Source organism: Shewanella colwelliana, assembly GCF_001735525.1.
GTDB classification, from domain to species: Bacteria; Pseudomonadota; Gammaproteobacteria; order Enterobacterales; family Shewanellaceae; genus Shewanella; species Shewanella colwelliana.
The window spans coordinates 17,224-35,375 of the sequence record NZ_MCBT01000027.1 but is presented as its reverse complement, the minus strand read 5'-3'; the positions used below and the strand labels follow the sequence as shown (position 1 = coordinate 35,375).

Below are 18,152 nucleotides of genomic sequence, written 5' to 3'. Positions count from 1 at the left end.
TGCCTAAAAGTGAGTCGTTATATACACATTATTCCTGAAGGGTGAGCCAGTTAATAAAGCTCGCGATGGCAGGTTCATTAGTGCGGCGCTGCTTGCAGAGAAAATTAAATTCAAATCCGGTATCAATTCCTGCAAAGGGGAGTGCGATAAGACGTTTTTGTGCAATATCATTAGCAACCATAAAGTCTGATGCTAATGCAACACCTTGGCCCACGATAGCGGCTTCTATCGCCAATAACACATGGCTAAAGAGGTGTTGTTCCGAATCGTTAGGGATCGCAACATCATTGCTGACTGCCCAACGTTGCCAATCTAATCCTAATGGGCCTTCATCAACCACCAATAGCGCTTGTTTCAGCAACCAATTAAGATCGGTCGCTTGGGTGTTGTTGAGCAAATTCGGACTACAAACGGGAATCAAACGTTCTCTATGCAGCAGCTGTTGCCAGTAGCCCGTTTGGTTGTTTTGACCTGTAATAAACATATCCGCCACACTGTCAGATAACACAGGATCGTCAGTGATCATATCGAGTCTTATCTGTATGTCAGGTTGGTGGCGGCGAAATTCGCTAAGTCGAGGAATAAGCCATTTCACCGCGAAAGAGCTGTAGACGGCGAGGCGCAGTGTTTGATGTTTCTTCCCAGCTATTAGTTGATTGAGATCGCTTAACTCATTGAATATTCTAGCAGACTCTTGATAAAGCAACTCTCCTTTGGGAGTGAGGGTTAGCCTGCGGCCTTCACGTTGAAATAGGCGTTGATTAAAGTGCTCCTCAAGTAACCTGATTTGATGTGAAACAGCGCTTTGAGTAATGCAAAGCTCCTCGGCTGCTCGAGAAAAATGTCGTTGGCGAGCCGCAGCCTCAAACACTTGGATAGCTCGTAAAGGCGGGAGTTTTCGCATCAGGTAGACGCCTCATCATTAGTGTGGTCAATAGATGAATTTAATTCATCTATCATAAGAAATCATCATTTCAATTTGCGTTTTATGCGCTTTATCATGCGCGCAATTGAGATAATGAGAATAGAGCTATGCAGCGTAACCTTATCATTGCATTGGGCCTTTTGGTGTTAGGAAATGTATTCACTGCGCTTTACGATGTATCGATTAAGTGGTTGCCAGAGGATGCCAATGCGGCGATGTTCCTGCTATTACGGCAGCTTTCGGCCATCGTGATCATGTTACCTTTCTGGCTCTATGCGGGCCGCCCGCGTAGCCAACATATTCGGCTGCATCTGTTGCGAGCCAATAGTGGTTCGCTGGGTGGGTTGATGTTGATTATTGGCTTAATGTCGCTGCCGTTAGCGACGGTTAGTGCGCTGTTTTACTCAGCTCCGTTAATGATTGTTGTCATGGGGGTGTTGTATTTAAAGGAACGTATCTCTATTGCTCAAATCGGGGCCACATTGCTTGGTTTTATCGGCATTTTGATCATTTTACGTCCCAGTGAAATGAATGTTGCCGGCTTTGCCGTACTCATTTCGGCGCTCATTTTTGCAGCCAATCAACTGATGCTAAGAAAGCTACCCTCCAGTGAACCTGCGTGCCTGACTGTCATTCACTATAATCTACTGAGCTTACCCTTAGTGGTGGTGCTTGCTGCGGTTCAGGGCTTCGCTGGAACGAGTTGGACTATGCTAGCCGTTGCTGTGGCGAGTAACTGTTTTTTACTGGCCTATCAGCTATTTTGTATCTTGGCCTATCGCCGTGCGCCTGCAGGAGAGATAGCCATTGCCGAGTATAGTGGCTTGTTATTTTGCGTATTTTTTGGCTGGTTGTGGTTTGATGAATGGCTTGATGGATTAAGCTGGTTTGGTGCGGCGCTGATTATATTACCTTCTTTGATACTGCCTAAGCTGATGCAGTTAGCCAATAAGCATAAACTCGCGGTAAATTAAAAAGCGCCTAGCGGCTTTTAGCTGCTAGGCGTGTCAAAGACTTTAATAACCTTTCTTACACCTGCAGTATGGCGGGCGATTTCGGTGGCTAACTCAGCTTGTTCTCGGTCGACAATCCCTAATAAAAATACTTCACCATTTTCGGTGATCACTTTTATGCGGGTGATATCCAGATCATTGTCATTAAGCATTCGGCTCTTAACCTTGGTCGTTATCCAAGTATCGTTACTGCGGGTAGTAAATGAGGTTGGATTACCAATACGGATCTGGTTGTGGATCTTACCGCCAAGTTTGAGTGCTTGGATGGTATTGATCGCTTTGTCGCGTAGCATTGAGTTGGGGGCTTGACCAATCATCAGTACATTGCCATTCATGGCGACACCAGTAATATTGGTTTGATTTTTCAAGTCGTCATGGGCTGCTAATGCGCTAGAGATTTGAAAATCGGCATTGGTATCTTCAAGCTGAGTCGAGAAACTGCGCTCGTCATTGACCATCATTGCGCCGCCAACCGCGCCGACCATAACGGCCCCGGCGCAGCCTTGTAGCATTAACAGGATTGCAAGGATTGGGAGCAGAGCTCTCATGCTTGCTCATCCTGCGGGAATAACGTGCGGTCAATGTTGTCGCATAGGCAGTGGATCACCAACAGGTGAACCTCTTGAATACGTGCTGTCACATTTGAAGGTACGCGAACTTCAACATCATTAACGCCCATGAGGCCAGCCATGGCGCCGCCATCTTTACCCGTCAGAGCTACAATTGTCATATCACGGCTTAGCGCCGCTTCCATCGCTTTAATCACGTTACCTGAGTTACCGCTGGTGGAGATCGCGAGTAAAATATCGCCCGGTTGTCCCAGAGCCAAAATCTGCTTGGAGAAGATTTCGTCATAGCTGTAGTCGTTACCAATAGCGGTAATGGTTGACGTATCTGTGGTCAGTGCGATAGCCGGTAGTGGTGGACGCTCTATTTCATAACGGTTAAGCAGTTCTGCAGAAAAGTGTTGTGCATCACCAGCGCTACCGCCATTACCACAAGCCAAAATTTTATTACCACCAAGAAGGCATTGAACCATCATCTCGGCCGCTTTTTCAATGGATTCTGGCAGTGCTTCTGCTGCATCAATTTTGGTTTGAATTGAGTGAGTGAAGCTGTCTTTAATACGTTCTAACATGTAAATTTCCTTAAAAACTAAAATTTGTGACTGATATGCCTTGGTTCAAATAAATAAGGCTTTAGGAGCACTAAAAGGCATTGGTGATCCAGTTGATTTCATTTGCATCGATTGCAACCACATCGAATCGGCATTGAGCATCGATGTTATTGCGTTGCATATAATGGCTCGCCGCTCGGCGTAACCGTTCAATTTTGCCCTGACTAATGGCTTGTATCGCGCCGCCAAATTGCTTGGATTGGCGAAATTTCACTTCAATAAATACCCATTTCTGAGCATCTCTCATTATGAGGTCTATCTCGCCAAATGGGTAGCGCACGTTACGGTCTACTAATTTGAGCCCCTGCTGCTGCAAGTAAGCTAAGGCAGAGTCTTCAGCCTTAGCACCTTGAGTTAAATGCGCTGGTTGGCTCATAGGGGCCGTAAGTTTCCACGTTGATAGCGACCCCAACTTAACTGGCGGTTAATAGTACCATCAGGTGAAACTGATAATAAGCCACTGCGCCCCGTATATTGATAGCCTGGCAGAGCGCGCATTTGTGCCAGTTTACTAACCAGTTCAAGTGCATCATAGCCCATGATGTAAAGACGCTTTTGGCTGTTATTCCATGTGGGCCATAAGGCAGCGACTTGGCTCGTCTCCTGATTAGGTTCTAATAACCAAGGAATATCACTAATCGTTAAGTTATTGAGCTCTTGAGCGACGCTGCGAGAGTTACTTTCTACTCGGCTTCTACTGGTAGTGTAAAGCGGCACTGGCTCAGCAAAAACGCTAAAATTGACATCGATAAACGGTTTAAGCAACGGCAAATCTTGGCTACTTGCAATCATATAAATGGCATCGATATCCCGGCGTGAGCGAAAATCGGCTTCAATTTTATCACCTAATAAGGCTTTTATGCGTGCTATACGCTCTTTGCTGTCAATGACGCCCAATGACTTTTGCACAGTAACTTTCATCTCGTCACCGCGATTATAGTAATGGATTTCGGCGGCTTTTTTGGTGAGTGATAGCCATTTTTCGTTGAACGCTTCCGCCATACGGCGACCAATATTGTCGTCACTGGCCAGAATTAACGGCTGCTCAATGCCATCATTAAATAGCTTCTGTGCGGCATCAATCGCTTCATCGGTAGGCGACAACGCAAAGAAGAATCGGTCCTTGCTTGGTGTAACCCCATCGACATGATTCAAAAATAGCTGTGGAATTGGCGTGACATCTGTGGGTGCAACACTGGGCTGTTGTTTTTCCAAGGCCAGTAATGACTCCACCTCTGATTGCAACAGTGGACCAATAACAAAGTCAGCACCGTCTTCAACAGCTTGCTTATATGCGATATCAGCGCCTTGGGCAGAGTCATAAAAGTTGACCGATACAGAGTCATCTGGATTGGCCAGATAGCTGGAAATAATACCCTCTTTCACTGTACTGGCAATCGCTGCTCTTTGGCCTGTTAGCGGCAGCAGCACTGCAATGTTTTTTGGTTTGTATGGCTTAGCATTTAGTGCTCTTTCAAGATCGGTCGGTAACTTCACAGCCCCAGGGTGGCTAGGGTTGTCGTGTTGCCAATTACCTAAATGCTGCACCAGAATTTGTGGGTCTATGGCATAATGCTTAGCAATGTAGGCCAGTTGCAACCAACCTGAGAAAATCGGATTGCTGCGGTCTTGGCTAAATGACAACAAGGTTTGCTCATGCAAAGGTTGTAATATGCGCCAAATATCATTGCCGACCTCGTAAGCCTGTTCTGCCGGAAGGTGACGGCTTAGCAGGCTAAGCTGACGAGTTTGTTCAATGGGTTGCTTGATGAGCTGGTATAGACGAGCCTTAAATTGATAATAAGCCACCCATTGCCAGTCAGCTAATTGCCATTGGCTGGGATAATTAAGTTGAGACAGGGCATCATCGTAGGTAGAGGTTAGCTCTAATAATCTTGCTGTTAAGTAGCGATGTTCGGCCAATAACTCGCTCTTTTGCACTAGGTTATTTTTAATTGAAGCGAGTGTTTTAGCCGCATTACCCGTATCATTTTGATTAATAAAGGCGTGAGCGGCTAACAACATTAACCGATCGCGCTGTTCAGGGTCATTAGCTTGGGCTGCATCGGTTAAGTACTGAGAGGGTGCTAAAGGCGCGCTCACCAGAGAAACTTGAGTCTGCGGCTGCTTTACCGGCGTTGGCGATGTGGCGCAACCGTACAAAACAGTTGATAAAACCGCGATAAAGATAAATTTCGTTGTTTTCAGTCTTTTTAACACAGGGCTTCACTCTGGTAAGATGCTGGCTGTAGTTTAACCTTCTCTTACGCCAGACGAAAGTCTTGTGACAATCATTACAGAGGTAGATATGGACCTGTCGGTCGCTCTTTACATTGTTCCTACGCCAATCGGTAATCTTGGCGATATCAGTAGCCGAGCAATAGAGGTACTAAATAACGTTTCGCTTATCGCTTGTGAGGACACACGACACAGCGGTAAGTTGCTGAGCCATTTTGGTATTGAGACCAGAAAAACCGCACTGCATGATCACAATGAAAGAGATAGGGCTCAGTGGATTATCCAAAAGCTATCGAATGGTGAAGCAGTTGCATTGATCTCAGATGCGGGCACACCGCTGATTTCAGATCCTGGCTACCACCTAGTGTCTCAAGTACGTGAGGCGGGCTACAATGTGATCCCACTGCCCGGACCTTGTGCAGCCATTACGGCTTTGAGCGCATCGGGTCTGCCGTCTGATCGATTCACATTCGAAGGTTTTTTACCTGCAAAAGAGAAAGGCCGACTAGATAAGTTAACTGCGCTAGCTGAAGACCCCCGTACGCTGATCTTCTATGAATCACCGCATCGCATCGTTCACAGCCTTGAATCGATAGTGGCCGCGCTCGGCGCGGATAGGCCGGTAGTGATGGCCAGAGAAGTGACCAAGACTTTTGAGACATTTTTGTCAGGCGCGGCTGAAGAGGTATTAGCAACCGTTAAACAGGATCTTAATCAGCAGAAAGGTGAAATTGTACTCATGTGTCATGGACACCGCGTTGATGAGACACAAGATATTCCCACGGTCGCCGTCAATACCCTTAAGTTGCTCAGCGAAGAATTGCCGTTGAAAAAAGCAGCCGCGATAGCCGCACAAATACATGGCTTGAAGAAAAATGCTTTATATAAGTTTGGCTTAGAGCTAGGTTTATAGCCCTATTTCGGTATGCGCGTTGTCGTTGGTACAGCGCGGCTATTATTAGGTGGTACGCTAGACCTCATTAGGCTATAATCCGCGCCGAGTTGGCCAGACAGTTGCCGCGCTCAATAGAGCGGGGAGGAAAGTCCGGGCTTCAAAGAGCAGGGTACCAGGTAACGCCTGGGCGGTGTGAACCGACGACAAGTGCAGCAGAGAGGAGACCGCCAACTTCGGTTGGTAAGGGTGAAAGGGTGCGGTAAGAGCGCACCGGGCGGCTAGTAATAGTCCGTTGCAAGGTAAACTCTACCCGAAGCAAGACCAAATAGGGTCCCGTATGGCGCTGCTCGCGTTGGGACCGGGTAGGTCGCTTGAGCCTGTGAGCGATTGCAGGCCTAGATGAATAACTGTCCACGACAGGACCCGGCTTATCGGCCAACTCACCTATCAATAAAAGCCCGCTTGTTTATGACAGGCGGGCTTTTTGTTTTTCCTGTTTTATTCCCTTAGACAAGGGGGGGGGGCTTACCAGTAGTCTGGTGAACTCGTTCATGTTTTAAAAAGGTCTTCTGTTGCCTGCAAATTTTCTATTACTGCTCGCTGCCGCCATTTGGGGATTTGGTTTTGTCGCCCAAGCGCTCGGCATGGAGCACTTGTCTCCCTTTATGTTTAATGGGTTGAGATTCTTTATTGGTGCATTGAGTTTGTTACCGCTAGTGGTGTGGTTCTATCGCCAACAGCGTTTGGTGGTGGGCGGTAAGCGTTCACTCGCTATAGGCTCACTCTGTTTGGGGGCCATATTGTTTGTTGCTGCCTCATTTCAGCAGGTAGGATTGCTGCACACCACGGCAGCTAATGCGGGTTTTATTACTGGGCTTTATATTGTGCTGGTGCCGATTTTAGGTTTAGCTCTAAAGCATAAAACCGGCCTTAACACTTGGGTGGGATGTGCCATCGCCGTTATCGGTCTCTATTTCCTGAGTATTAAAGATAATATGAGCATAGGGTTAGGTGATGGATTGCAGCTTATTGGTGCGCTGTTTTGGGCGATGCATATCCTGGCTATTGATCACTTTGCGAAAAAACACTCCCCGTTATTGTTAGCACAGCTACAGTTTATTTTCTGTGGCGTATTGAGCTTATTGGTGTCGGCGGTTATAGAGGTCACGACTTTGGAAAATGTGGCGGCTGCATGGGGATCATTAGCTTATGCTGGCATCGTATCTGTGGGTATTGCTTATACTTTGCAGGTGGTGGCGCAGAAGCATGCGCACCCAGCTCATGCTGCGATTATCTTATCCTTAGAGGCAGTGTTTGCTGTTATGGGTGGCATTCTATTCTTGGGAGAGAGTTTAGATAACCGGGCGCTGTTTGGCTGTAGCCTAATGTTAATTGGCATGCTGGTATCACAGGTTCCACTGCGTTATTTAATTAAGTCTCGACATCAAAAAGTCGTCAGTTAGTGTTACTGGTTTCGCTTCATTCGGTATCCCCGTAATGACTTGCGTTGGCGTCTAGATTAATAGGGCATGTTCATTTCTGGATACATAATGGGATCTAAGTAGGCGGGTTCCATCTGCCACTTTTGGTAGATGTCGGCTAACTTACCTTGGTTTAATAAGCGTTGAAACTCGTGGTTAAAGGTTTTGACGGTTTCAGCAGAGGTATGCTCCATGTTAAAGGCGACACAGTAGTAGATATGCTTGTGAGTGCTTAAATAGTTAAGGTTATTTAGACCGAGCTTCTCCGCATAATAGCGCCCGACCTCCTTATTGACATAATACGCCGAGAAGCGGCGTTTATTGAGCATCTTAAGGGGTAATTCATCCCCTTGGGGATAGATAGCTGTTTTAAATTTTTCATAGTTAAGCTGGGAGAGTTTTTGCTGCTGTAACATCAATGAGGTATAGGTGTTAGAGGGGCCGTAAACACCGACAGTCCTACCCGATAGTTGTGTTAATGAGCTAAATGAGAGTTTATGCAAGGAATAGAAACCATATTCTGTTTCCACCATGGGGATAGAAAACCACATGCTGGTGGCGCGCTCAGGATTCCAACCTAAAAAGATCCCCTGCACTTCGCCTGCGGCAAACAGATGTTTTGCTCGTCGGTTAGGTAACACGGAAACACTGCATGGTTCTAACCACTCTTGACAGAAGCGCTGAGCAAGTTCAACGAGAATACCGACGGGTTTTTCATTTTCATCTTGGTAGCTAAATGGGGCAAAGTCATGAAATACAAATTTAAGCGGCACAGCATGGGCTGAGTTGGCTAGGGTAGGGGCCAAAAAAAAGAGAGAGATTAATAGAATCTGATAGTGTTTCATCTTGGTGCTACCGCAGGGAAAAGGTCTATTTATTAGTGTAGACCGAGATGATTAGTTTGGCTGGTGGAGGGTTAGAAATGGCGTTTAACTTGGAAACGCCACTCCCAACTGTTGACCTCTTCGCCTGTGGTAAAAGGCACCGAGAAATCGATATGTGCCACATTGCCATAACTTGAGCGAGAGGAGTAGATCCTTGCGCCGATACCGACACTACCAATGGGGGCGGACTCCTCATTGTTTGCATCAGGCCCACCGCTGGCTTGACCATAATCGGTAAATACAGCCCAGCCCAGTTCGGCTAATTGATAAAGGTTGATGTTGGGGTAGTTACGTATTTCTGCGGTTACTAACCATTGGTTGTCGCCGTGTTGATAATCGTTGGGATAGCCGCGAACGCCAGTGTTGTCGCCAAGGGCAAAGGTTTTATCTAAATAGTTATTTTGCGATGTACTTAAGCTAACTTTTGAATAGGCGGTCCACTTAGGAGTGATTTGATAAAAGTATTCGGCGATAGCATTGACCTTGAAATAGTCTGGTTGGCTGGTGGCAAAAACGCCTTCGCCATTCATGGCCAGTAAGATCAACTGCTGCTCATCTTGATAACCCCGGGAACTGCGCCAGTCAATGTGGTAGCCTACGGGGGCGCTGTCGTTAAGGTCTTGGGTTTCAATACCTAACTTAACGTAGTGCTGCCAACCTAGGTTGAAGTCTTCGTTATAGTTGATTAAGTGCACATTATTGAGCACCTTAAAATCATCTTGAATATATTGATAGGCAGCCCATGGATAGAGGTAGTCTCTGTCTTGTGGCAGTACACTGTCTGGATAGAGCTCAATGTTGTCAAAGGTGTGCTCATCTTGAGTGACTCCCACAATGATGCGCGATCGCCAGTCACCTTCGCGGTTTAAGCGCCAGCCATATTGTGCGTTGGCGTAGTTAATTTGGTGCTGAAATTCATTAATGTCATTGCCGTTCTGGCGCAGGGTGTCGACACGTAAGTCATCAACATAGCGGCCGGAGTACATGTCGACACTGTCTAAGGTATAAAAAGGTTTAGTAAAGTCTAACTGGGTCGCTTGGCCATCACTATTATCATAAAAGTTTGCCGACAGAGTTGAGTGCTTGACCCAATTGTCCATGGGGGCTTGAAACGCCAATTGGTACCCTGTTCTATCGGCGCTGGACTTATATTTGAGTCGGGTTCGAATGCCGTAACCGAGCAGGTTGTCCTCTTTTATGCCGAATGAAAACTTGCTTTCACCACCGCTTCGGCCGGCACTAAAAGTGGGCAATAGTGACCAATTATCCCAGGTTTCCACTAAAACCGTTTCACCCTCTTCATCAATATCCGCAGCAGGGTCTTTAGTGGCAAAGTTTATTTTGGCATCGCGAATATAGGGTTCATAGCGCAAAATTCGTTGCGCCTCATCTAAGTCTTTCTGTGACACTTGGTCATTATCGTTAAAGCTGAGCTTATTAAGAATCGCTGATTCACGAGTGTTAATGTGTAAGTAGTTGGCCCAGCGGTGGATAAAAAAGGCATCGGGATCGGACTCATCAAAAATGGCGTTGCTCACTACGACGATTTTATTGATTTTAGTTTTTTGGGTGTGCTTGTTGTCCGTATTGCTGGTGGCGATTTCTGTAGGTTGCAAGGTTTCCGCTAGCGCTGGCTGGCAAATGAGTAGAGAAGATACAGCAATGGCAGAGCGGGAAATCTTTCGCATAGGCAACCCATCATAATCAATTTTTTTATTGGAATGTGCCGATTTTTACATTTGCAGCACATTCTAATAACACACCTGTGACGTGAATTAGTCAAGGTATAAAGCAGTTTTAAATGATGGTTTTAATTGCCAAAATACCGAGGCAGCAATGGACTGTACCTCGGCATAGCGCCAATAATTATAGTGTTCTACGTGGTGGGACGGCGACGTTGGCGAAAATTAAGCCGGCAATGAGCGACATAAATATCAGAAAAATCTGTGTACCAATGTGGGACTGATTAAGCATGGTTTCACCCAAAATCAGGGTGTTCAACCCGATGTAAGTTTTGCTTCCAGGGACTAAGATAACGATCCCTTGCAAGAGCGCTATCGAGGCGGGCGCTTTCATCCAGCGAGCATAAAGGTTCGAGTAGATGCCAACGGCTAACGCCCCAAAAAATATCCCGATAGAATCGCCAAGATAGATACCTGCAAGCATCGCCGAAAAGAAGGCGACGATACCGGCTAACACTCCCCATGGAGAGTCTTTTAGCCGTGCCTTAAAGATAATCACCAGCGCCATGGATAATATCGGTACCGCAGACCAAATTGCCCAGCGAGGTAGTGGGGCTGGCTCAAAATTGATCGCTTCACCGAACAGTGCATTCCCTATCACCATGCCAAATATTGCCCCAAAATAGAGCTTGAACAGCAGCATGGAGGCGTCCATTATCCGAGCGGTACCAGAAATAAGATCCCTTGCCGCCAGCTCTGCTAACCCTAAGGTCAGTGCCAAACCCGGCACAAAGATAATAATGCCAGAGAGGATCACCACAGGGATATTAATGTAAGGATCAAAGTGGGAAATTGCACATGTAATTATTGCACAGAGGATGGCGGCCAGGGGCTCTAATGTTTCAGCCATACGCTTTGAGCGTTCGGCGCGATAAACCAAGCCATATACCATGAACCCAAGCATGGCCGACCAAAACACATCGTTCCAACTGGTGCCCATTAACATGGCAAATGCCCCAGCTGAGCTACCAAAAGCCAGTAAGGTTAGCAGCGGGCCGTAAGGGTTTGGTTTATTGGCAATCTCTTCTAGCCTATCTAAGGCTTCTGCTAAGGACCGTTTGCCAGATACAAGCTCTTCGACTAATTCATCAGTACGGGCCAGTGAACCGAGATCAAGCTCGCCCGGTTTTACCCTCGCAACATGGTTATATTCTTGGTCGGTGTCATGCTGTAAAACAAAGGTCATTGCCGTGGGCGAAATCAGGAAGTAGCCCTCAATCCCTAACAGATTAGAGATTGTTTGTAGGTGAGCCTCCAGACGATATGCTGGAGTACCAAACTTGTGTAAGGCTTTACCTAATTTGATGATAAAACGGCGTTTTTCAATGAACTCAGCGTTATCCAATTTTACAGTCCGTGATGGTGATATAAGTAGGTGAATCCAAACGAGCGCATAGTAACCTATCTTGTACCAAAAAGGTTAATGGCTTGGAAAAATTTTAACTAAGGCATAGAGTATGGTGTGCTTTTAATGGATAAGGAAATGGAATGTCAGCGAGTGTATCGGGTTTATATATAGCAATAACCGCAATCATGGCGGTTTATCTGACGCTGAGAGTGATAAAATTACGCCGAAAATTCAGTATAGGTATAGGTGTAGCGGGTAATGAGCCGCTTCGACTTGCCGATAGGGTGCATGGCAATCTATTAGAGAATGCACCAATAGCCATGGGATTATTGCTGGTGGCAGAGCTGAATGGTTTGCCTGCGCTCTATATTCACATTATTGGTATCGTCTGGCTTATTGCTCGTGTGTTACATGCTGTGGGGTTAACCCAAGGAAAAGGTGGTTATCATTTTGGCCGTTTCTGGGGGGTATTAACCACTTGGTTGGTTATCCTTACGCTGTCTGTGGTTAATGTTGTTTATTTTGCCGTGAGCTAGATTTTCTCTGGTTTTGCTGCTTTTTTGTTCGCCTACAATGGCGTTTCACTGTTATACTCCGCGTCCTTTTTGTTGCTGTACTTGGACGTGTGAATGTCTGAGTCGATAACAGCGACCGTTACTTGGCAGACTATAATCTGCCATAGTATTTACATTGGTTTGGAAGTTAGGCAGTCATATTCATGCAGGTTGAATCCACGTTATTTACGCATCCCAAATATTTAAATCGCACTGAAAAACCAGCGCCATTTTTACCTATGTCTCGAAAAGAGATGGATAAATTGGGCTGGGACAGTTGTGACATTATTATCGTCACAGGCGATGCCTATGTGGATCATCCAAGTTTTGGTATGGCGGTGATTGGTCGCATGCTTGAAGCCCAAGGGTTTCGCGTGGGGATCATCTCCCAGCCTGATTGGTCGAGCAAAAACGATTTCATGAAGTTAGGCAAGCCAAACCTCTATTTTGGTGTTACCGCTGGCAACATGGATTCGATGATCAACCGTTACACGGCTGAGCGTCGTTTGCGCCATGATGATGCCTATACTGCGGGTAATATCGGTGGTAAGCGTCCCGATCGTGCGGTAACTGTGTATACCCAGCGCTGTAAAGAAGCCTTTAAGCAGGTACCTGTGGTTATTGGTGGTATTGAGGCGAGTTTACGCCGTATTGCCCACTATGATTATTGGTCTGATAAAGTGCGCCGCTCAGTTATTCTTGACGCCAAGGCCGATATCTTAGTCTATGGCAACGCCGAGCGTCCGCTGGTGGAGCTGTCACACCGTATTGCGTCGGGTGAGCCAATCAGTGAGATCCATAATGTGCGTGGTACCACGGTTATCCGCAAGGAACCATTACCTGAATGGAAAGGCATGGATTCGCGCAAGCTCGATCAGCTGCATAAAATTGAACCCATTCCTAATCCTTATGGTGCCGACGATGTGGGTTGCCAAAATTTGTCGGGCCCTAGCGATGTTAAGGTATTTGACAATGACGCGCCAAAAGCCATTTCGGTACAAGCTCCGCGACCAAAGCCGTGGGAAAAAACCTATGTGCTGCTGCCGAGTTATGAAAAGGTAGCTGGTGACAAATACCTTTACGCCCACGCATCACGGATATTGCACCAAGAGCAAAACCCTGGCTGTGCGCGTGCGTTGTTTCAACCCCATGCCGAGCGCGCAATATGGGTTAATCCACCTGCTTGGCCGCTGAACACCGATGAGATGGATGGGGTGTTCGACTTAGCCTATAAGCGTGTGCCGCATCCTGTGTATGGCAATGACAAAATCCCTGCCTATGACATGATTAAGACCTCGATTAATATTATGCGAGGCTGTTTCGGTGGCTGTTCGTTCTGCTCGATTACTGAGCATGAAGGGCGTATTATTCAGAGCCGTTCGCAAGACTCTATTATTAAAGAGATCAAAGACATTCAAGACAAAGTCCCCGGTTTTACAGGAGTTATCTCCGATCTTGGTGGACCCACAGCAAACATGTATCGCTTAGGCTGTAAGAGCGAAAAAGCCGAGAAAACCTGCCGTAGACTCTCCTGTGTCTTCCCCGCTATCTGTGGCCATCTCGATACTGATCATCAGGCGACGATCGATCTGTATCGCGCCGCGCGCGATGTGCCGGGCATCAAAAAGGTACTGATTGCTTCGGGTGTGCGTTACGACTTGGCCACCGAAGATCCACGTTATGTGAAAGAGTTGGCGAGTCATCATGTAGGGGGCTATTTAAAAATTGCCCCAGAGCACACCGAAGAGGGGCCGCTCAACAAGATGATGAAGCCGGGCATGGGCACCTACGACAAATTTAAAGAGCTGTTTGATAAGTATTCTGCCGAAGCGGGTAAAAAACAGTACCTTATCCCCTACTTTATCTCGGCGCATCCGGGCACCACAGACGAAGATATGGTGAACTTGGCGCTGTGGCTTAAAGGTGAGAAGTTTAAACTCGATCAGGTGCAAAACTTCTATCCATCACCAATGGCTAACGCCACGACCATTTATCACACTGAGCTTAATTCACTTAAAAATGTCAAGCACACCAGTGAAACGGTGGATGTGCCCAAAGGCGGGCGTCAGCGTAAGCTGCACAAAGCCTTGCTGCGCTATCATGATCCAGCGGGCTGGCCAATCATACGTGAAGCCTTGGTTAAGATGGGCAAAGAACACTTAATTGGTGGTGGTTTAAATTGTTTGGTTCCGGCTGAAACACGTCAAGAGCGTCAAGGTTTGTTAGCCAAAGGCGCAAAGGGTAAAACGCCTGCCGGTAAAAAGGCTGTGACCCGTTTTTCAGCTAATCAATTTGATGACAGAAAGGGTAAAACTTCATCTTCTGATAAGCCAAAATCAGCGGGCAAAGCCTCAACCAATAAGCAAGGTGGGGGTAAGCCGGGGCCAGCAGGCAAGGGCGGTAAACGCCCTGTGAAAAATGCCTGGGGAACCACGCCTAAACATCAACGCTAGCGAAAATAGTGATCAGCATAAGCTAGTCAAATGAATCAAAATAGGGGAATATCAGTGATATTCCCCTATTTTTTAGGAGTGCTTATGAGTGATCTAACGGGTGGAAATGGCGCGGATGCCTACAGTGATGAAAGCTTTTGGAATAAGGTAAAACAGTTTGCTAAGCAAGCAGGGCGTGAGGTGATAGATAACGCTTTATGTTTATATTACGCAGCGCAACGACCCGATACCCCAAAGTGGGCGAAAACCGTGATATTTGGCGCTTTGGCTTACTTTATTGCACCAATCGATGCGATTCCAGACCTGACGCCTTTTGTTGGCTTTACCGATGATTTGGGTGCGCTGGCGGCTGCGTTAGCTATGGTAAGCGTCTATGTGGATGACAATGTCAAAAACCAAGCCGCAGAAAAGACTGCGGCTTGGTTTGATTAATTCTGCGGTGCTTAATATAGCGACGCTTCACCGTCAGGGCGATTTTTAAAGCGGCGATGCAGCCACATATATTGCCCTGGAGCTTCCATGATAGAAGTTTCTACAATTTTGTTGATAAACCGAGCACCAGCCTCGGGATCCTGCTTGGGAAACTTGTCTATAAGCGGCGCTTTTATGGTGAGTGTGTAATCTCCTTTGTCGTTATTACGCACCATCACGAGCGGCACAATCGCACAGTCTGAGCCATCGACCAGAATGCTAGTACCTGTGGTTGTGCAGGCATTCTCAACCGCAAACAATGGCGCAAAGGCCGAACGCCTGCGGCCATAATCATGGTCCGGTGCATACCAGAGACGCTCGCCATTATTTAATGATTCCAGCATGAATTTGATATTTTTTCTATCGATTAAGGTATGCCCACCACGAGATCGGCCCTGATATTGAAAGTAGTCAAAACAGGGGTTGTTGTTAGGGCGGTAAACACCCATGCCAGGGATATGTAAGCCAAAGGCGCGGCCACCTAACTCAAGGTTGAGTGAATGCACCGCGACTAACAAGACACCGCGTCCCTCGGTAGCCAGCTTATCGATGTGCTCAGTCCCTTTAATGGTGACATGTTTTGCAACCCTAGCATCAGACCAAAACCACGCCATGCCCGTTTCAAATAGTGCTAAGCCGGTGTTATCAATATTCTCTTTTACCAAGCGTTCACGCTCATCAGCAGCCATCTGTGGAAAACATAGCGCTAAGTTACGTTCAATGGTCTTGCGACGGCCTTTCATAAAACCAATCGCAAGACGCCCAAGCATTTTGCCCATCCGAATTTGGATAACGTAGGGCAGGAGGCTGCAAAGGTAGCTCGTGCCGACGAGCAGCAGCACTCCCCAATACTTGGGATGCAGCAGCGAAAGAGAAAATGTCGGTGCAGTATATTTACTCATAATAGACGCAGTTGGTGATCATAATGGCTTTAGGTAGCCAGATTATATGCGATTAATTGTCATTTAGTGCACACTGTTTTCTGAGGTCGCTGCAATTATCTTACGGCTATTCAGTGCTTAGGTTAATTTAAACTGATTAACGATAAGCGTAAGTTGCTGGTTGGCTGCTGCCAAATTTAATGTTTCATTAGCGGTACTCTCACCGTTGACCGATAGCTCATTAGCCATCTCACATATGGCAGACATATTGCGAGTGATCTCATTGGATACCGAGCTTTGCTCCTCTGCAGCGGTGGCTATCTGCGCATTGAGATCATTAATATGATCGACAGAGCCGCCAATGGTATCAAGATCGCTCGCCACTTTTTTGGTGGTGTCGGCAGTTTTAAGGCAGGTGTTTTTAGTCATATCCATCGACGAGATGGCGGTTTTTGAGGTTTCTGTGAGTGTATTGAGCGTCACCTCGATTTCAGCGGTACTGGATTGGGTGCGTGCCGCTAATGCTCTTACCTCGTCGGCCACCACGGCAAAGCCACGACCTTGTTCACCTGCTCGGGCAGCCTCGATGGCAGCATTGAGTGCCAATAGGTTAGTTTGATCGGCTATCTCGCCAATGACTTTTAGCACTTGAGTAATATTGACCGTGTCTCTATCTATTTGCGCAATGCTGGCAGAGGTGTTTTCCACTTCTCTCACCAATTTGGCAACGGTATCTGTGGCGTCGGCCACAACCGATTTTGACGCTAATGTTTGCTGCTTGGTGATTTGAGTGAACGAGGCGGTTTCTGCACCGTTGCGCGCAACATCGTTTGCCGTCGCACTCATCTCCTCAATGGCGGCAACAATCTGCTCGGTTTCGGTGGCGTGGGCTGTCAGTATTGCATTGTTAGCGTCGGTTTCAGCTTTAAGACGCCCAACACTATTGGCGATATGAGTGGATGATTGCAACACTTCTAGCATCATACGTTGCAGCTGCTCAATAAAGAGATTAATCCCCTTAGATATCTGGCCTAAATCATCATCCGTTTTAATCTCTAAGCGTCGAGTGAGATCACCATTGCCGTGTGAAAGTTCACTCACCATCTGTTTTAGTGACAGAATCGGTCGGTAGAGGATAAAGAGCACGCCCAACAAGGTAGCAATCGCTAAGGCGAGCATTATTCCCGATGAGAATAGAGCACCATAAAGTGCTTTGTCTACAGCGGCATAGGCCACCGATTTGTCGAGCCCAACAAACAGATACCATTTTTTGCCGTTGACGAGATTAATCGCTTTAGAAAAGGCTAATTTATCTTGGCCATCTATGGTGTATTCCTGCATCACCTCATCATTGGACAATAGTTTTTGTTCTACTTGTGCCAAGCCAAAGTCAGAAAATCGTGTGCCAGTCACTAGCTTACTTGATTCTGATGCCAGCACTTTACCTGTTTGGTCTGTGATTAATGTGACGGCGCCAGGGTAGTCAACGGCTTTGACCGTTTCACTCAGGTAGGTGAGTTCAATATCGCCAAGCACAACGCCATTGCCGAGGTTCTTTAAGATGGAGATAACATCGTGCCCAGTGCCATCATCGACATAGATGTCGGTAATATCAAGGTTGTGAGAAGATTTACCTTGTCGATACCATGGGCGAACGCGTGGGTCGTATTTTTCAGGTATTGCTTTACCATTTATCCACTTGGCATTGGTCTCCGTTGAGTAGGCACTGCCGTCATCAAAGCCAAAGTAGATGCGAGCGACACCGCCTACGTCGGTAGCCATTCTGGCCGCATTGACATAATTGTCCCGATACGTGCCTGCTTGATAGTGCAAAGCCAGAGCGTCGATGGCATCGGCTTTCTCTTTGAACCAGTTTTCAATATTACTGGACTCATATTTCACCACACCGGTGAGCTTCTCGTTGGTGCTGTCAATGGTGTTTTGCTTTATCTCCATATAAGACAACCAGTTGGAAACCAGCAAACAGAGGGTGACCAAAGTCACCATCGACGCGATGAGCGATTTTCTAAATCCTATCAATTTGAACTCTCCACAACGTGGTGTGAAATCAAGAGGCTGGGATGCAGCCT

The 18,152-nt window shown here is 46.8% G+C and carries 16 protein-coding genes and 1 other RNA gene; 7 read left to right on the top strand and 10 right to left on the bottom strand.

Annotated features, from left to right (window positions below):
• Positions 1–28: 28 nt before the first annotated feature.
• A complete protein-coding gene (locus tag BEL05_RS09920) occupies positions 29–904 on the bottom strand; it encodes a LysR substrate-binding domain-containing protein (protein WP_069671074.1) in 876 nt (291 codons plus the stop codon).
• Between the two features lie 128 nt (positions 905–1,032).
• Between BEL05_RS09920 and BEL05_RS09915 the strand changes: the two genes are divergently transcribed.
• Positions 1,033–1,899 (top strand): DMT family transporter, encoded by an 867-nt coding sequence (locus tag BEL05_RS09915; RefSeq protein WP_028764627.1) that lies wholly within the window; start codon positions 1,033–1,035, stop codon positions 1,897–1,899.
• 17 nt (positions 1,900–1,916) lie between these two features.
• Here BEL05_RS09915 and BEL05_RS09910 read toward each other — a convergent pair whose 3' ends face one another.
• The 4 genes from BEL05_RS09910 to BEL05_RS09895 all read right to left on the bottom strand — a co-directional run bounded on the left by BEL05_RS09910 (position 1,917) and on the right by BEL05_RS09895 (position 5,335).
• Positions 1,917–2,486, bottom strand: a complete 570-nt coding sequence (locus BEL05_RS09910; protein WP_028764626.1) for a BON domain-containing protein — start codon at positions 2,484–2,486, stop codon at positions 1,917–1,919.
• Positions 2,483–3,076: a phosphoheptose isomerase gene (locus tag BEL05_RS09905; RefSeq protein WP_028764625.1), complete on the bottom strand. Its 594-nt coding sequence runs from the start codon at positions 3,074–3,076 to the stop codon at positions 2,483–2,485. Before BEL05_RS09905 ends, BEL05_RS09910 begins: the two co-directional genes overlap by 4 nt.
• Positions 3,077–3,146: 70 nt before the next feature.
• Positions 3,147–3,491: a YraN family protein gene (locus BEL05_RS09900; protein ID WP_028764624.1), complete on the bottom strand. Its 345-nt coding sequence runs from the start codon at positions 3,489–3,491 to the stop codon at positions 3,147–3,149.
• Positions 3,488–5,335 (bottom strand): penicillin-binding protein activator, encoded by a 1,848-nt coding sequence (locus BEL05_RS09895; protein WP_069671073.1) that lies wholly within the window; start codon positions 5,333–5,335, stop codon positions 3,488–3,490. Before BEL05_RS09895 ends, BEL05_RS09900 begins: the two co-directional genes overlap by 4 nt.
• 88 nt (positions 5,336–5,423) lie before the next feature.
• On the opposite strand from BEL05_RS09895, the gene rsmI reads away from it, so the two are divergent.
• The 3 genes from rsmI to BEL05_RS09880 all read left to right on the top strand — a co-directional run bounded on the left by rsmI (position 5,424) and on the right by BEL05_RS09880 (position 7,711).
• Complete coding sequence (gene rsmI, locus BEL05_RS09890) at positions 5,424–6,266, top strand: 16S rRNA (cytidine(1402)-2'-O)-methyltransferase (protein ID WP_028764622.1); 843 nt, start codon at positions 5,424–5,426, stop codon at positions 6,264–6,266.
• Between the two features lie 85 nt (positions 6,267–6,351).
• Positions 6,352–6,695, top strand: an RNA gene (gene rnpB / locus BEL05_RS09885) — RNase P RNA component class A.
• Between the two features lie 125 nt (positions 6,696–6,820).
• A complete protein-coding gene (locus BEL05_RS09880; RefSeq protein WP_069671072.1) occupies positions 6,821–7,711 on the top strand; it encodes a DMT family transporter in 891 nt (296 codons plus the stop codon).
• A 56-nt stretch (positions 7,712–7,767) separates the two neighbouring features.
• Here BEL05_RS09880 and BEL05_RS09875 read toward each other — a convergent pair whose 3' ends face one another.
• The 3 genes from BEL05_RS09875 to BEL05_RS09865 all read right to left on the bottom strand — a co-directional run bounded on the left by BEL05_RS09875 (position 7,768) and on the right by BEL05_RS09865 (position 11,700).
• Positions 7,768–8,574 carry a substrate-binding periplasmic protein gene (locus BEL05_RS09875; protein ID WP_069671071.1) on the bottom strand — a complete coding sequence of 269 codons (807 nt, stop codon included), beginning with the start codon at positions 8,572–8,574 and terminating at the stop codon, positions 7,768–7,770.
• Between the two features lie 71 nt (positions 8,575–8,645).
• Positions 8,646–10,301 (bottom strand): BamA/TamA family outer membrane protein, encoded by a 1,656-nt coding sequence (locus BEL05_RS09870; RefSeq protein WP_069671070.1) that lies wholly within the window; start codon positions 10,299–10,301, stop codon positions 8,646–8,648.
• A gap of 178 nt (positions 10,302–10,479) precedes the next feature.
• Positions 10,480–11,700 (bottom strand): threonine/serine exporter family protein, encoded by a 1,221-nt coding sequence (locus BEL05_RS09865; RefSeq protein ID WP_069671069.1) that lies wholly within the window; start codon positions 11,698–11,700, stop codon positions 10,480–10,482.
• 143 nt (positions 11,701–11,843) lie between these two features.
• On the opposite strand from BEL05_RS09865, the gene BEL05_RS09860 reads away from it, so the two are divergent.
• The 3 genes from BEL05_RS09860 to BEL05_RS09850 all read left to right on the top strand — a co-directional run bounded on the left by BEL05_RS09860 (position 11,844) and on the right by BEL05_RS09850 (position 15,142).
• On the top strand, positions 11,844–12,239 hold the full coding sequence (locus BEL05_RS09860; RefSeq protein ID WP_028764612.1) for an MAPEG family protein: 396 nt from the start codon (positions 11,844–11,846) through the stop codon (positions 12,237–12,239).
• A 182-nt stretch (positions 12,240–12,421) separates the two neighbouring features.
• Complete coding sequence (locus BEL05_RS09855; protein ID WP_069671068.1) at positions 12,422–14,710, top strand: YgiQ family radical SAM protein; 2,289 nt, start codon at positions 12,422–12,424, stop codon at positions 14,708–14,710.
• 84 nt (positions 14,711–14,794) lie between these two features.
• Complete coding sequence (locus BEL05_RS09850) at positions 14,795–15,142, top strand: YkvA family protein (RefSeq protein WP_028764610.1); 348 nt, start codon at positions 14,795–14,797, stop codon at positions 15,140–15,142.
• An 11-nt stretch (positions 15,143–15,153) separates the two neighbouring features.
• Here the strand turns inward: BEL05_RS09850 and BEL05_RS09845 are convergent, their stop codons facing one another.
• A complete protein-coding gene (locus BEL05_RS09845) occupies positions 15,154–16,083 on the bottom strand; it encodes an LpxL/LpxP family Kdo(2)-lipid IV(A) lauroyl/palmitoleoyl acyltransferase (protein ID WP_069671067.1) in 930 nt (309 codons plus the stop codon).
• Between the two features lie 117 nt (positions 16,084–16,200).
• Positions 16,201–18,069: a methyl-accepting chemotaxis protein gene (locus BEL05_RS09840; protein ID WP_051413157.1), complete on the bottom strand. Its 1,869-nt coding sequence runs from the start codon at positions 18,067–18,069 to the stop codon at positions 16,201–16,203.
• Positions 18,070–18,152 lie beyond the last annotated feature (83 nt).